Source organism: Barrientosiimonas humi (assembly GCF_006716095.1).
Lineage (GTDB): Bacteria > Actinomycetota > Actinomycetes > Actinomycetales > Dermatophilaceae > Barrientosiimonas > Barrientosiimonas humi.
The window spans coordinates 3,345,106-3,358,678 of sequence record NZ_VFOK01000001.1 but is presented as its reverse complement, the minus strand read 5'-3'; the positions used below and the strand labels follow the sequence as shown (position 1 = coordinate 3,358,678).

Sequence of the window (13,573 nt, the reverse complement as noted above, 5' to 3'; positions counted from 1 at the left end):
TCGCACCATGCGCATCGTCGTCGCCGTCGACAAGTTCAAGGGCTCGCTCACCGCAGCCGAGGCTGCCGAGCACCTGGCCCGCGGGCTGGGCGACGGGCGTCCGGACGTCGAGGTCGTCCGGGTGCCCGTCGCCGACGGCGGCGACGGCACGCTCGAGGCGGCGCTGGCCGCCGGCTTCGAGCGGGTGCCGGTGCGGGTGAGCGGCCCGACCGGCGAGCCGGTCGACACCGCCATCGCCGTACGCCAGGGCACCGCGGTCGTCGAACTCGCCGCCACCTGTGGTCTCGAGCTGCTCCCCGGCGGGCGGCTCGAGCCGCTGACCGCCTCGACGCTCGGCGCCGGTCAGGCGATCGACGCGGCGATCGAGTCGGGTTGCCGCACGGTCATCTTCGGCCTGGGCGGCAGCGCCAGCACCGACGCCGGGGCGGGGATCCTCACCGCGCTCGGCGCCCGGCTGCTCGACGCCTCGGGCGCCGAGGTCCCGCTCGGCGGAGCCGGGCTCGACGAGGTCGCGACGGTCGACCTCGACCCCGCCCTGGAGCGGGTGCGCGACGTCGACCTGGTGCTCGCCAGCGACGTGGACAACCCGCTGACCGGCGAGCACGGCGCGGCCGCCGTCTACGGCCCGCAGAAGGGCGCGACCGAGGCCGACGTCGCGCGGCTCGACGCGGCGCTCGGCAGGTTCGCCGGGCTGGTGCGCGAATCGACCGGGCGCGACGTCGCCGACGAGCCGGGCGCGGGGGCGGCCGGCGGCGCCGGCTACGCCGCCTACCTGCTCGGCGGCACCTTCCGGCAGGGCATCGAGCTGGTGCTGGAGCTCGCGCGCATCGACGACCACCTCGCCGGCGCCGACCTGGTGATCACCGGCGAGGGCTCGCTCGACGAGCAGAGCCTGCACGGCAAGGCGCCCGTGGGCGTGGCCGACGCGGCCGCCCGGCACGGCGTCCCGGTCGTCGCGGTGGCCGGCCGGGTCACCGTCGACGACGACCGGCTGCGCGCGGCCGGGATCGAGCGGGCGTACGCCCTCACCGAGCTGACCGACGACCAGGAGGAGTCGATGACCAGGGCCGGCGCGCTGCTGGAGACACTGGCGCCACGCATCCTGGCCGACCGACCCGAGACCGAGACCCGAGAGCAGGACCGACGATGAGCACCCAACCCTTCGACCTCGTGATCCGAGCCGACCGTGCGGTCGTCGACGGCGCCGAGCGCCCGGCGAGCGTGGGCGTACGTCGGGGTCGGGTGGCCGAGATCGGCCCGCGCGACGCCGACTGGTCCGCCGCCGCCGAGGTGGTGCTGGCCGACGACGAGGTGCTGATCCCCGGGATGGTCGACACCCACGTGCACGTCAACGAGCCCGGCCGCACCGAGTGGGAGGGCTTCGCCAGCGCGACCCGCGCGGCGCTGCGCGGCGGCACCACGACGATCGTCGACATGCCGCTCAACTCGCTGCCGCCGACGACCACCGTCGACGCGCTCGAGATCAAGCAGAAGGCCGCCGACGGGCAGTGCTTCGTCGACGTGGGCTTCTGGGGCGGGGCGGTGCCGGGCAACGTCGAGGACCTGCTGCCGCTGCACGATGCCGGCGTCTTCGGCTTCAAGTGCTTCCTCATCGACTCGGGGGTGCCGGAGTTCCCGCCGCTGTCGCCCAAGCAGCTGCGCGAACACATGCGACGCACCGCGCTGATCGGCGCGCTGATGATCGTGCACGCCGAGAGCGCCGCCGAGATCGACGCAGCCCCAACGGTTCCCGGCCCTCGCTATGCCGACTTCGTCGCCTCGCGCCCCGACGCGAGCGAGGTCAGCGCGATCAAGGTCGTCATCGACACGATGCGCGAGACCGGGTCGCGGGCACACATCCTGCACCTGTCGAGCGCCGAGGCGCTGCCGCTGATCCGCGACGCGAAGCGCGAGGGGCTGCCGCTCACCGTCGAGACCTGCCCGCACTACCTGTCGTTCACGGCCGAGGCCATCCGCGACGGGTCGACCGCGCACAAGTGCTGCCCGCCGATCCGCAGCAGCGAGAACCAGACTCGGCTGTGGAAGGCGCTGGCCGACGGCACGATCGACTGCGTCGTCAGCGACCACAGCCCGAGCACGGCCGACCTCAAGACCGACGACTTCCAGACCGCCTGGGGCGGGGTCGCCTCGGTGCAGGTCGCGCTGGCCGCCGTGTGGACCGGCGCGCGTGAGCGCGGGCACGGCCTGGCCGACGTCGTGCGCTGGATGAGCGAGCGGTCGGCGCAGGTGGCCGGGCTGCAGCACAAGGGCGGCATCCGGGTCGGCGCCGACGCCGACCTGGTGGCCTTCGCCCCCGACGAGGTGACCCACGTGACGGCTGCCGGGCTCGAGCACAAGAACCCGGTGACCGCCTACGACGAGCTCGACCTGACCGGCGTCGCGCGCCGAGTCTGGTTGCGCGGCAACGAGATCAGCACGGAGCGGGCCGACGGCCGCTTCCTGGAGCGAGGAGAGGCATGACCGAGCAGAGCGCGCCCTACTACGTCCCCCGCGGGGGTCTTCCCGGCCAGAAGGAGCTGACCACCGAGCGGGCGGTCTTCACCGAGGCCTACGCCGTGCTGCCGCGGCGCACGATGACCGACATCGTCACGAGCTTCCTGCCGTTCTGGGAGGGCATGCGCATGTGGATCATCGCGCGCCCGCTCTCCGGCTTCGCCGAGACGTTCTCGCAGTACATCGTCGAGGTCTCCCCCGGCGGCGGCAGCGACCGGCCCGAGCTCGACCCCGACGCCGAGGGCGTGCTGTTCGTGACCACCGGCCGGCTCGACCTGACGATCGACGACCAGCAGCACACCCTCGAGGCCGGCGGCTACGCCTACCTCCCGCCGGGCCAGCGGTGGACCCTGCGCAACACCGGCGACGAGGTGGCCGGGTTCCACTGGGTGCGCAAGGCATACATGCGGGTCGAGGGGGTCGACGTGCCCGAGGCCTTCGTCACCAACGAGAAGGACGTCGAGCCGATCCCGATGCCCGACACCGACGGTGCGTGGGTCACGACCCGCTTCGTCGACACCGCCGACATGCGGCACGACATGCACGTCAACATCGTGACGTTCCAGCCGGGCGGGGCGATCCCCTTCCCCGAGACCCACGTCATGGAGCACGGCCTGTACGTCCTCGAGGGCAAGGCCGTCTACCTGCTCAACTCCGACTGGGTCGAGGTGCAGGAGGGCGACTTCATGTGGCTGCGCGCCTTCTGCCCGCAGGCGTGCTACGCGGGCGGCCCCGGCCCGTTCCGCTACCTGCTCTACAAGGACGTCAACCGGCACGCGCCGCTGCGCGGATACCTGCACTGACCGGCCGCGAAGGCCCGCCGCTCGGCGGCGCCGGGAGCACCGGCGCCGCCGACGGACGTACGGGCCGCTCGATCAGATGGCGGTGTGGTCGCGCGCGCCGAGGAAGTCCGGGCGCGGGGTCGGCGCCGCGAACGGCTCGACGCAGGCGTTCTCGACCGAGTTGAAGACGAGGAACACGTTCGAGCGCGCGAACGGCGTCACGTTGCCGTTCGAGGCGTGCATGCAGTTGGAGTCGAACATCGTTGCCCCGCCTGCGGATCCGGTGAGCACGTCGATGCCGTACGTCTGCGCGAACTCCTCCAGGACCGCCCGGTCGGGCGTGCCCGCCCCCTGCATCACCAGCGACTGCTTGTAGTTGTCGTCGGGGGTCTCACCCACGCACGAGACGTACTTGCGGTGCGACCCGGGCATGATCATCAGCGGCCCGTTGAAGGTGTAGTTGTCGGTCAGCGAGATCGAGACGCTGATCGCGCGCGGGGTCGGCATGCCGTCCTCGGCGTGCCAGGTCTCGAAGTCGGAGTGCCAGGAGAAGTCCTTGCCGAAGAATCCCGGCTTGAAGTTCACCCGGCTCTGGTGCAGGTAGACGTCCGACCCGAGCACCTGCCGCGCCCGGTCGACGACGCGCGGGTCGTGCGCGATCGCCCGGAACACCTCGTTGGTCTCGTGCACCTGGAAGATCGAGCGCACCGCGATGTCGGCGACGCTGTCGGCCTCGACGATCGTGCGCTCGTCGTCGAGCACCTTCGGGTCCTGGGCCAGGCGCTCCAGCTCGGCGTTCATCCGGGCGACCTCGTCGGCGGTGACCAGGTCGGGGATCTGCGCGTAGCCGGTGCGCTCGAGGTCGGCCAGCCCGGCCGCGTCGAACGGGCCGTCGCCGGCGGACCCGTGCACCACGGGCTCGGTCCGGTCCAGCACCGTCGGCTGCGCCGCCTGGCGAGTGGGGTACAGGTCGGTCGTCGTGTCGGTGGAGATGGTCAACTCGGTCCTCTCTGTCGTCACTCGTTCTCTCGGACAGACGGACAGGGACCCGCCCGGAGGCGAGTCCCTGTCCGGCTGGTTCATGGCTGCCGGTGCAGGCTCACGCCTCCTGCAGCAGCGGGTAGACGCCGTCCTCGTCGTGCACCTCGCGCCCGGTGACGGGCGGGTTGAAGACGCAGGCCGTGCGGATGTCGGTGTCGGCCCGGACGGTGTGCTTGTCGTGGTCGTTCAGCAGGTACATCGTGCCGGGGCGCAGCGCGAACTCCTCCCCCGTGTCGCGGTTCACGAGCGTGCCCGTGCCCTCGTAGACGTACACCGCCTCGACGTGGTTGGCGTACCACATCTCGGTCTCGGTGCCGGCGCGCAGCAGGGTGTCGTGGAAGGAGAAGCCGACCTTGTCGGAGGCGAGCACGAACCGGCGGCTGCGCCAGTTGCCGTGGTCGACGTCGCGGTCGGTGTCGTTGAGCTCGTCGAGGTGAATCACCTTCATGGGCAAGTCCTTTCGCAGATCGAGGTATGTCTGTGGCGGCCGGTCAGGCGGGCGTCGCCGCACGCACGGCGTCGCCGAGCAGACCGATGCCGCGGTCGAGGTCGGCCGCGGAGATCGTGAGCGGCGGCATCACCTTGACGACCTCGCTCTCCGGCCCGGAGGTCTCGACCAGCAGGCCGCGGTCGAACGCCTCGGCGGCGACCCGCTCGGCGACCTCGGGGTCGTCGAAGTGCAGGCCGGCGAGCAGGCCGCGCCCGCGGTAGTGACCGCCGGTGTCGGCGCCGATCGCCTCGAGCCCGCGGCGCAGCTGGTCGCCCCGCTCGCGCACGGTCGCGGCGAGCTCGTCGTCGGACCAGAACTCGCGCAGCGCCGCCGTCGCGGTGACGAACGCGGGGTTGAAGCCGCGGAAGGTGCCGTTGTGCTCACCCGGCTCCCACAGGTCCAGCTCGGGACGCATGAGGGTGACCGAGAACGGCAGGCCGAGCCCGGACAGCGACTTCGACAGGCACACGACGTCGGGCACGATGCCGGCCTCCTCGAACGAGAAGAACGTGCCGGTGCGCCCGCAGCCGGCCTGCACGTCGTCGACGACGAGCAGCACCTCGAAACGGCGGCACAGGTCGGCCAGCGCGCGCAGCCACTCGGCGCGGGCGGCGTTCAGGCCACCCTCGCCCTGCACGGTCTCGACGATGACCGCCGCCGGCAGGTCGACGCCGGACCCGCTGTCGGACCAGACCCGCTCGAGCCACAGGAAGTCGGTCGTGTCGCCGCCGAGGTAGTCGTCGTACGGCGCGGTCGTGGTGTGGTGCAGCGGGATGCCGGCACCCTTGCGCTTCATCGAGTTCCCGGTGACCGCAAGGGAACCCATCGTCATGCCGTGGAAGGCGTTGGTGAACGAGACGACCTGCTCGCGGCCCGTCGCCTTGCGCGCGATCTTGAGCGCGGTCTCGACCGAGTTCGTGCCGGTCGGGCCGGGCAGCTGCACCCGGTAGTCGAGCCCGCGGGGGATGAGGATGTGCTCCTCGAAGGCCTCGAGGAACTCGCGCTTGGCGACGGAGAACATGTCGAGGGAGTGGATGACCCGGTCGGTGCCGAGGTAGTCCAGCAGCGCCTGCTTCAGCACCGGGTGGTTGTGCCCGTAGTTGAGGGCACCCGCTCCGGAGAAGAAGTCGAGGAAGGTCTGGCCGTCCTCGGTGGTCTGCTCGGCGCCCGAGGCGCGGTCGAAGACGACCGGCCAGGAGCGGCAGTAGGACCGGACGACCGACTCACGGCGCTCGAAGACCGAGGACGCCTGGTCGGCGCTCGTGCCAGCCGCGGCGGTGTCGGTGGGGTTGGCGATGGTCATGGTGCTCCTTGCTCGGGCACGCAGACGTGCCCGTCTGGGGGACAGATGATCAAACGCGTTCAGCCGCAAGGGGATTCGACCCCTGCGGGTCGTGCTGTCAGGCCAGTGCGGTGGTCCTGCGCAGGCCCTCCCGCCGCAGCGGGGTGATGCGGTGCAGCAGCTCGGCCTGCCACTCGTCCTCGTCGGGGAAGTGCTCCTCGGCGAACAGGTCGGTGACGGTGTGCTGCGCTGCGTGCCGCTCGGCGAACGACGCGAAGAGCCGGTTCGACGCCGGGTTGTCGGCGACGATCGTGGTCTCGAGGCTGTAGGCGTCGGTGCGGGCCACGATCTCGTCGAGCATCCGGCCGGCCAGGCCCTTCCCGCGCTGGGTCTCGTCGACCGCGATCTGCCAGACCATGAGGGTGGTCGGCTCCTCGGGCCGCCAGTATCCGGTGACGAACCCGACCACGGTGCCGTCGACCTCGGCGACCAGGCTGGTCGCGTGGAAGTCGCGGGTCCACAGCATGTAGGCGTACGGCGTGTTGAGGTCGAGCCGCTTGCTGTCGCGCGCGACCCGCCACATCTCGGCACCGTCGTGCAGCCACGGGTGGCGCAGGACGACGGTCTGCTCGGGGGCGTCGAGGCTCATCGGCCGCTCCCGGCGTGGACGACCGCCTCGTCCTCGGCGCCGAGACCGAAGGCCTCGTGCAGGACGCGGGTGGCTTCCTCCAGCTGGTCCTCGTCGACGACGGCCGACAGGCGGATCTCGGAGGTCGCGATGAGGTGCACGGTGATGCCGGCCTGGGCCAGCGCCTCGAACAGCTGCGCGGGCACCTCGGGCGTGGAGCGCATGCCGACCCCCACGACCGAGACCTTGCCGACGGCATCGGTGTAGGTGATGTCGGCGAAGCCGAGCCGCTCCTGCGCCGCGCGCAGGGCGTCCATCGCGCGTCGCCCGTCCTCGACCGGGAGGGCGAAGGAGAAGTCGATGAGGCCGGTGTCGGCGGCGGTGTGGGTCTGACCGACCATGTCGACGGTGGACACGGCGCCGGTCATGACGGCGAAGATCGCGGCGGCGGTGCCGGGCACGTCGGGCACCCCGACGACGGTCACCTTGGACTGGTCGTGGCTGTGAGCGACGCCACTGATGACGGGTTCTTCCACAGATTCCTCTCGATTGCTGCCGGGGACGGTGGGGTGGTCGGGCGGGACGACCGTCGGGTCGTCGGTGACCCAGGTGCCCGCGCCGGTGCCGAAGCTGGAGCGCACGTGCAGCGGCACGCCGTGCCGACGGGCCAGCTCGACCGAGCGCAGGTGCAGGATCTTGGCGCCGTGGGCCGACAGCTCCAGCGCCTCCTCGCTGGTGAGCACGGGCAGCTGCTGGGCGTGCGAGACCACGCGCGGGTCGGCGGAGTAGAGGCCGTCGACGTCGGTGTAGATCTCGCAGACGTCGGCGTCGAGGGCGGCGGCCAGCGCCACCGCGGTGGTGTCGGAGCCGCCGCGCCCGAGGGTGGTGACGTCGTCGTCGGACCAGCCCTGGAAGCCGGCCACGATCGCGACGGCGCCGCTGCGCAGGGTCTCGGTGATGCGGTCCGGCGTCACCTCCAGGATGCGCGCCGCCCCGAAGTCGTCGGTGGTGCGCAGACCCGCCTGGGCTCCGGTGAAGGACACCGCGGGGTGGTCGAGCTCGTGGATCGCCATGGCCAGCAGGGCCATCGAGATGCGCTCCCCCGCGGTGAGGAGCATGTCGAGCTCGCGGGCAGTGGGTTCTCGGGTGATCTGGCGGGTGAGATCGAGCAGGTCGTCGGTGGTGTCTCCCATCGCGGACACCACGACCGCGACGTCGTGGCCTGCCTCACGCGTCTGCACGATCCTGCGGGCGACTCGGTGGAGAGAATCAGCGTCACCGACGGACGAACCGCCGTACTTCTGAACGACCAGGGCCATAGGTCTCCTATAGAGATCGCTGTCTGGACGTGGCACGAGTTTACGGCGAATCTCGTTGATGGCTAATCGAGTCCACGCCTGGCGAGGTCGTACGACTGAGCCGGCCCCGGTCGTACGGCGGGGTCGGCGGCGCTTGGTCAGCCCGGCTTGTCGCCCGCCAGGAGGTCACCCAGCGCGAGCGCGAAGCTGGTCGGGTCGGGGCTTCGGCCGGCGATCTCGTCGGCCTCCTTCGCCTTGGCCCACGAGGCGCGGATGCGCTCGTCCTCGTCGGGGCTGAACCGCATCTGCTCGCGCACGAGCGCCTGCCACGTGGCGGCGTCGGAGCCGAGCGCCTGGGTCAGCCGGGGCAGGTCGGCGGTGAGCTGCTGGTCGGTGCGGGGGTCGAGCGCGCCGATGACGTCGAGCACGTAGGCGTCGAGCAGCCGCTGGAAGGGTTTGCCGTCGTATCGGTCGGTCATGCCTCGATCGTGCCGTACGCCGGCCACCCCGGGTCGGTACCGACCCGTTCTGAGGGAGTCAGGTGCGCAGGGAGCGGAGCCAGGCGCGGGCGTCGGCGTAGGCGGCGTCGTCGGCGGTGGCCGGGACCTGGGCGCGCCGGGCGTCGGCGCGGGGGTAGGAGCCGAGGAAGCGCACGTCGGCGCAGACCCGGCGCAGCCCGACCAGGGCCTCGCCCACCCGCTCCTCGGCGAGGTGCCCGTCGACGTCGACGGAGAAGCAGTACGACCCCATCGCCGCTCCCGTCGGGCGCGACTCCAGCCGGCTCAGGTTGATGCCGCGGGCGGCGAACTGCTCGAGCAGCTCCAGCAGGCCACCGGGGTGGTCCTCGTGCTGGTAGAGCACCAGCGTCGTCTTGTCCGCGCCGGTCGGCTCGGGCACCTGGCCCGGCCGGCCGACGAGCACGAATCGCGTGACGGCAGAACGGTTGTCGCCGATGTCGTCGGCGAGCACGTCGAGCCCGAAGACCTCGGCGGCGAGCGGCGCGCAGACCGCGACGTCGTACGTCGCCCCGCCCTCGGCGAGCCCCTCGGCCGCGGCGGCGGTCGACAGGGTCGGCACGTAGGCCGCCTCGGGAAGCTCGCGCGCCATCCAGCCGCGCACCTGCGACCAGGCGTGGGAGTGGGTGCCGACGGTGCGCACCGACGCCAGCTCGACCCCGCCCGGCGCGGCCAGCACGAACGTGATCGGCACCAGCACCTCGCCCTGGATGGCGAGCGGGTCGGCGCTGTTGAGCGCGTCGAGCGTGGCCGAGACGCCGCCCTCGACGGAGTTCTCGATGGGGACCATGACCGCGTCGACCTCGCCGGCGCGCACCCCCTCGAGGGCCGCCGGCACGGTGGCGTACGCCGTCGCCGCCGCGAGCGCGTCGTCGTCGCCCAGCCACCGGGCGAGGGCCATCTGGGTGAACGTGCCGCGCGGGCCGAAGTATCCGTGGCGCATCAGGCGTCGGCCCGGTCGGTGCGGGCAGCGGCGAGCGCCTGCTGCTCCTCGGGGGTCAGGGTGATCTCGCTGCTGCCGGCCACGATGCCCTTCGCATAGGTGCGCGACTCGCCGCGCGCGTGGATGGAGGAGAGCACCAGCCCGTCACCGGCGTCGTCGACGAGCGCGGCCGAGAAGCTCAGCCGCCCGCCCATGTCGCCGAACGCGTCGTAGCGCACGACCGCGACGTGTCGCAGCCCGGCCGCGACGTGACCGTCGACCGCGTCGAGCCGGGTGCGCAGCGCGTCGACCTCGGCCCCGAGCCGGGTGAGCCGCTCGTGCTCGCGAGCCGCCGCGGCGGCCGGGTCGGCGCTGCCGTCGGCCCCGACCGCAGCGAGCCGGCGGCGCAGCGCGGCGACCCGCAGCTGCGCGCCGAGCGCGAGCAGCAGCGCGACCAGCGCGACGACGGCCGCGACCGCGGCGACGAGGGTGGGGCTCACCCTGGGCAGGGTAGTCACCGAGCCCGCCCGGCCCGTCGCCCGTCTCGCCGGCGTACCCGCGCGGGATGCCGGACCTCCGCCGCACCGTGCGCCTCAGCGCACCCCCCGACGGAGAACCGCCGCAGCGGAACCGGCCGCCACGCACGTACGCCCTCGCGGACCACCGCCGCACCGTGCGCCCCACCGCACCCCCTGACGGACCACCGCCGCACCGTGCACGTGACGCCCGAGCACGCCCAGGTCACGACTCCGTCACCTCAGCCGGTGCGCAGCCCCCGCTCAGGTTGCCGCCCGTACCCTTGCCCGGTGACTCGCCGCTGGCTGCTGCTGACCGCCATGGCCGCAGTGGCTTTCTTCGCGGCCAACCTGGCGCTCTCTTGGCTGCTGGCCCGCCCCGCGCACCAGCCGATGGAGCAGCCCGGCCCGACGATCGTCGTCGCGATGCCGACCCTCACCTGGGACGACGTGTCGCCGGAGTACACCCCCACCCTGTGGTCGATGGCCCAGCAGGGCGCGGTGGGCAACGTCATCACCCGCTCCATCGCGCCGCACAGCTGCTCGCAGGCGGCCTGGATGACGATGTCGGCGGGGGCGCGCGCGACCTGGGGATACCCGCCCGGGCAGACCGGGTCCGACGGCATCGTCGACCCCTGCCCGTACGCCCCGCGCCCCCAGCAGTCCGGCGCCGGCGCGGTCTTCCCCCGCTGGCCGGCCTGGCGCCAGCAGTCGATGGCCCGGGCGATCAAGGCCGACATCGGCTCGATGGCCACGATGCTCAACACCCGCGGGCAGTGCGTGGCCGCGGCCGGCCCGATGGCGGCGTACGGCGCGGCCGACCGCTCCGGCCGGGTCGCGCGCTACTGGCCCAGCGCCCAGCAGGCCGACCTGGAGGCGTGCCCGGTCACCCTCGTCGACCTGGAGAGCACCTCCGACCTGGCGCTGCGACAGCTGCTCAACCGCGCCCCGCTCGACGCGACGATCGTCGTCACCGGCCTCGCCGACGACAAGACGCCCGAGCGGCTGCGCACGGTCATCGTGTCCGGGCCGGGCGTGCCGCAGGGCATGCTGCGCTCGCCGATCACCCGCCAGCAGGGCCTGATCCAGGGCACCGACCTCACCGGTCTGCTGGTCCAGCGCGTCGTCAAGGACCCGGCCGACGTGCTGCTCGAGGGGCGCCAGCCGTTCGTGCAGCCCGAGACCGACGCCGACGCCTCGATCGAGCACGTCTATGGCGTGAGCAAGGCGCTGGAGAAGGAGCACCAGCTCGTCGCGCCGTTCTTCTACACCTATGTCGTCGTCGTGCTCATCGCGCTGGCGGTCGGGCTGCTCCTGCTGCGCACCCGCGGCCCCACGGGGCGGCGCTGGTTCGCCCTGCTCGGGGCCTGGTGCGGCGCGGTGCCGGTCTCGACGTTCCTCATCGGCATCCCGCCGTGGTGGAACGCCCCGTCGCCCGGGATCGCCCTGGTCGGCGGCATCCTCGGCATCGCGGTGGTGCTCGCGGCGGCCGCGCTGCTCGGCCCGTGGCGCACCTGGGTCGCCGGCCCGGCGGTCTTCCTGGCGTCGGTCACCGCGCTCACCATCGCGCTCGACGTCACGCACAGCTCGCGGCTGCAGCTCATCTCGATCATGGGCCTGCAACCGGTCTACGGCGGCCGCTACTTCGGCATGGGCAACGTCGCCAGCGCGATGTACGCCAGCACCATGCTCTTCGCGGCCGCGCTGCTCGCGGGTCGCTGGGTGCAGCGCGGCCACCCCCGCCTCGCCGCGCTCACCGTGGCGGCGATCGGCTTCGCCGCGATCGTCGTCGACGGCCACCCCAGCTGGGGCGCCGACGCCGGCGGCCCGATCGCGATGCTGCCCGCGCTGGCCTACCTCGCGCTCAACGCCGGCGGCATCAAGGTCACCTGGCAGCGCATCGTCGTGGTCGGCGGCATCGGTCTGCTCGTCGTCGGCGGGCTGGGCTACCTCGACTCGCTGCGGCCGCCGCAATATCGCACGCACATCGGCACGTTCGTCGCCGGCTTCCTGGAGTCGGGCCAGACCACGGCGCTGCAGCGCAACGTGATGCTCAACTGGCAGATGCTGACCTCGCAGTGGGTCAACCTGTTCGTGCCCGTGCTGCTCGTGCTCACGATGTACGCCCTCATGCGCCCGACCTCGCGCGTCGGCCGACCGCTCGCGCGCGTGACCGAGCGGGTCACGCTGCTCGGTCACGGCCTCGCCGCGATCACCATCTGCTGGCTGATCGGCTTCGCCACCAACGACTCCGGCACCGCGATCCCGCCGAGCGGGATGCTCGTGATCGCGCCCCTGGTCATCCTCGTCGCGGCGTGGCAGGGACGCTCGGCGCCGAAGGACGTGCTGCGTCGGCAGGCGGCGCGGCGTCCGGCCGAGACCGCTGCGCGGCAAGACGCGCCAGCAGGATCACGGTGAGCACCGCCGCGATCGCGTAGGAGTTGTGCAGCACCGTCCAGAACGGGTCGCCGGTGCTGAGCGACGGCTCGAAGATCACCTGGTCCACCAGCCGCCAGTGCGCCCACCAGGTCAGGTGCAGCACGAAGGTGAGCCACAGGGCCACGCCGGCGAGGACGTACGCCCGGCGCCGGGTCGCGACGAGCAGCACCATCGTGGGCAGGAGCCAGTGGAAGTGGTGGGTCCACGACACGGGTGAGACCAGCAGCGCCGTGGTCGCGACGAGGCAGAACGCCAGCAGCCGGTCGCCGGCGAGGTGGGCGCGGCGGGCCGAGCCGAGCCCGACGACCAGCACGACCGCGACGAGGGCGAGCCACAGCAGGTCGCCGGCCAGCCCGTCGGGGCCGAGCCGCAGCAGCACGCCGCGCAGCGACTGGTTGGCGGTGCCGTCGTTGCGGCCGAGCCGCTCGGGGTCCTGCAGCGCTCCGCCCCAGAACGCGAACGACGGCCCCGGCAGCAGCACGAACGTCGCGAGCGTGATGCCGATCGCGGTGCCCGCGGCCGTCGCGGCGGCGCGCCACTGCCGGGTCAGCACCAGGTGCACCACGAAGATCGCGGGCGTGAGCTTGATGGCCGCGGCCGCGCCGACCAGCACGCCCTGCGGGATGCGGTCGAGCCAGCGGCCGGCGCGCGGACGCACCACGTCGAGCAGGCAGCCGAGGATGAGGAAGGCGTTGACCTGGCCGTAGCGCAGCCCGTCGGCCACCGGCAGCGTCGCGGCCGCGGCGAGGGTGAGCCCGCCCCACAGCAGCCAGCCCGGCACCCGGGTGGCGCGCGCGATCAGGCCGGCGCCGGCGTACCGGACGATGCCGAGGGTCGCGAGCAGCTGCAGGTAGAACCAGATCCAGCCGACCACGCGAAACGGCAGCAGCGCCAACGGGATTGCCAGGATCGACGCGAACGGCGGATAGGTGAAGGGGAGGTTCTGCGGGGGCGGGGTGAACCACTCGTAGACCGGCCGCCCGACGAGGTTCGACAGGCCCGCCTCGCGATAGACCTCGAGGTCGACCATCCAGTGCTGGTCGTCGGGGCGCAGCAGGTAGAGCACCATCCACGGCACGGTCCCCACCACGACCACGGCGTACGCCAACAGCCAGCGCGGCACCCGGCTCCGGCGGTCCTCGGTCAC

General features: G+C 72.7%; 13 protein-coding genes. 4 read left to right on the top strand and 9 right to left on the bottom strand.

Annotated elements, in window-relative coordinates:
• Positions 1-7 precede the first annotated feature (7 nt).
• From FB554_RS15605 to FB554_RS15595, 3 genes are read left to right on the top strand one after another with little or no spacing between them, the layout of a single operon-like run.
• Positions 8-1,150, top strand: a complete 1,143-nt coding sequence (locus FB554_RS15605) for a glycerate kinase (protein ID WP_142007298.1) — start codon at positions 8-10, stop codon at positions 1,148-1,150.
• On the top strand, positions 1,147-2,481 hold the full coding sequence (allB, locus tag FB554_RS15600) for an allantoinase AllB (RefSeq protein WP_142007297.1): 1,335 nt from the start codon (positions 1,147-1,149) through the stop codon (positions 2,479-2,481). The genes FB554_RS15605 and allB overlap by 4 nt, the downstream gene beginning before the upstream one ends.
• Positions 2,478-3,317: a bifunctional allantoicase/(S)-ureidoglycine aminohydrolase gene (locus tag FB554_RS15595; protein WP_142007296.1), complete on the top strand. Its 840-nt coding sequence runs from the start codon at positions 2,478-2,480 to the stop codon at positions 3,315-3,317. Before allB ends, FB554_RS15595 begins: the two co-directional genes overlap by 4 nt.
• A gap of 72 nt (positions 3,318-3,389) precedes the next feature.
• Here FB554_RS15595 and thpD read toward each other — a convergent pair whose 3' ends face one another.
• The 8 genes from thpD to FB554_RS15555 all read right to left on the bottom strand — a co-directional run bounded on the left by thpD (position 3,390) and on the right by FB554_RS15555 (position 9,972).
• Positions 3,390-4,295 (bottom strand): ectoine hydroxylase, encoded by a 906-nt coding sequence (thpD, locus tag FB554_RS15590; RefSeq protein WP_338070575.1) that lies wholly within the window; start codon positions 4,293-4,295, stop codon positions 3,390-3,392.
• A 100-nt stretch (positions 4,296-4,395) separates the two neighbouring features.
• Positions 4,396-4,785, bottom strand: coding sequence for an ectoine synthase (locus FB554_RS15585; RefSeq protein WP_142007294.1), 390 nt, complete (start codon positions 4,783-4,785; stop codon positions 4,396-4,398).
• Positions 4,786-4,828: 43 nt separating this feature from the next.
• Positions 4,829-6,130: a diaminobutyrate--2-oxoglutarate transaminase gene (gene ectB, locus FB554_RS15580; protein ID WP_142007293.1), complete on the bottom strand. Its 1,302-nt coding sequence runs from the start codon at positions 6,128-6,130 to the stop codon at positions 4,829-4,831.
• A gap of 97 nt (positions 6,131-6,227) precedes the next feature.
• The gene (gene ectA / locus FB554_RS15575; RefSeq protein WP_142007292.1) at positions 6,228-6,758 is read right to left on the bottom strand and encodes a diaminobutyrate acetyltransferase; all 531 of its coding nucleotides are present in this window, start codon (positions 6,756-6,758) and stop codon (positions 6,228-6,230) included.
• Positions 6,755-8,056 (bottom strand): aspartate kinase, encoded by a 1,302-nt coding sequence (locus FB554_RS15570; protein ID WP_142007291.1) that lies wholly within the window; start codon positions 8,054-8,056, stop codon positions 6,755-6,757. The genes ectA and FB554_RS15570 overlap by 4 nt, the downstream gene beginning before the upstream one ends.
• A 137-nt stretch (positions 8,057-8,193) precedes the next feature.
• The gene (locus FB554_RS15565; RefSeq protein WP_142007290.1) at positions 8,194-8,514 is read right to left on the bottom strand and encodes a hypothetical protein; all 321 of its coding nucleotides are present in this window, start codon (positions 8,512-8,514) and stop codon (positions 8,194-8,196) included.
• A gap of 58 nt (positions 8,515-8,572) precedes the next feature.
• Positions 8,573-9,493, bottom strand: a complete 921-nt coding sequence (gene pheA, locus FB554_RS15560) for a prephenate dehydratase (RefSeq protein ID WP_142007289.1) — start codon at positions 9,491-9,493, stop codon at positions 8,573-8,575.
• Entirely contained in the window at positions 9,493-9,972 is a 480-nt protein-coding gene (locus FB554_RS15555) for a DUF4446 family protein (RefSeq protein WP_142007288.1), read from the bottom strand. The genes pheA and FB554_RS15555 overlap by 1 nt, the downstream gene beginning before the upstream one ends.
• Positions 9,973-10,278: 306 nt before the next feature.
• Here FB554_RS15555 and FB554_RS15550 point away from each other — a divergent pair, with 306 nt between their 5' ends.
• Positions 10,279-12,405 carry a hypothetical protein gene (locus FB554_RS15550; RefSeq protein WP_142007287.1) on the top strand — a complete coding sequence of 709 codons (2,127 nt, stop codon included), beginning with the start codon at positions 10,279-10,281 and terminating at the stop codon, positions 12,403-12,405.
• Here FB554_RS15550 and FB554_RS15545 read toward each other — a convergent pair.
• Positions 12,287-13,573, bottom strand: coding sequence for a glycosyltransferase 87 family protein (locus FB554_RS15545; RefSeq protein WP_170206922.1), 1,287 nt, complete (start codon positions 13,571-13,573; stop codon positions 12,287-12,289). The genes FB554_RS15550 and FB554_RS15545 overlap by 119 nt on opposite strands.

What these genes read in the sequence shown, in the direction of transcription:
- FB554_RS15605 (WP_142007298.1), top strand. Translation starts at nt 8, where the DNA reads ATGCGCATCGTCGTCGCCGTCGACAAGTTCAAGGGCTCGCTCACCGCA.
- allB (WP_142007297.1), top strand. Translation starts at nt 1,147, where the DNA reads ATGAGCACCCAACCCTTCGACCTCGTGATCCGAGCCGACCGTGCGGTC.
- FB554_RS15595 (WP_142007296.1), top strand. Translation starts at nt 2,478, where the DNA reads ATGACCGAGCAGAGCGCGCCCTACTACGTCCCCCGCGGGGGTCTTCCC.
- FB554_RS15585 (WP_142007294.1), bottom strand. Translation starts at nt 4,785, where the DNA reads ATGAAGGTGATTCACCTCGACGAGCTCAACGACACCGACCGCGACGTC.
- ectB (WP_142007293.1), bottom strand. Translation starts at nt 6,130, where the DNA reads ATGACCATCGCCAACCCCACCGACACCGCCGCGGCTGGCACGAGCGCC.
- ectA (WP_142007292.1), bottom strand. Translation starts at nt 6,758, where the DNA reads ATGAGCCTCGACGCCCCCGAGCAGACCGTCGTCCTGCGCCACCCGTGG.
- FB554_RS15570 (WP_142007291.1), bottom strand. Translation starts at nt 8,056, where the DNA reads ATGGCCCTGGTCGTTCAGAAGTACGGCGGTTCGTCCGTCGGTGACGCT.
- FB554_RS15565 (WP_142007290.1), bottom strand. Translation starts at nt 8,514, where the DNA reads ATGACCGACCGATACGACGGCAAACCCTTCCAGCGGCTGCTCGACGCC.
- pheA (WP_142007289.1), bottom strand. Translation starts at nt 9,493, where the DNA reads ATGCGCCACGGATACTTCGGCCCGCGCGGCACGTTCACCCAGATGGCC.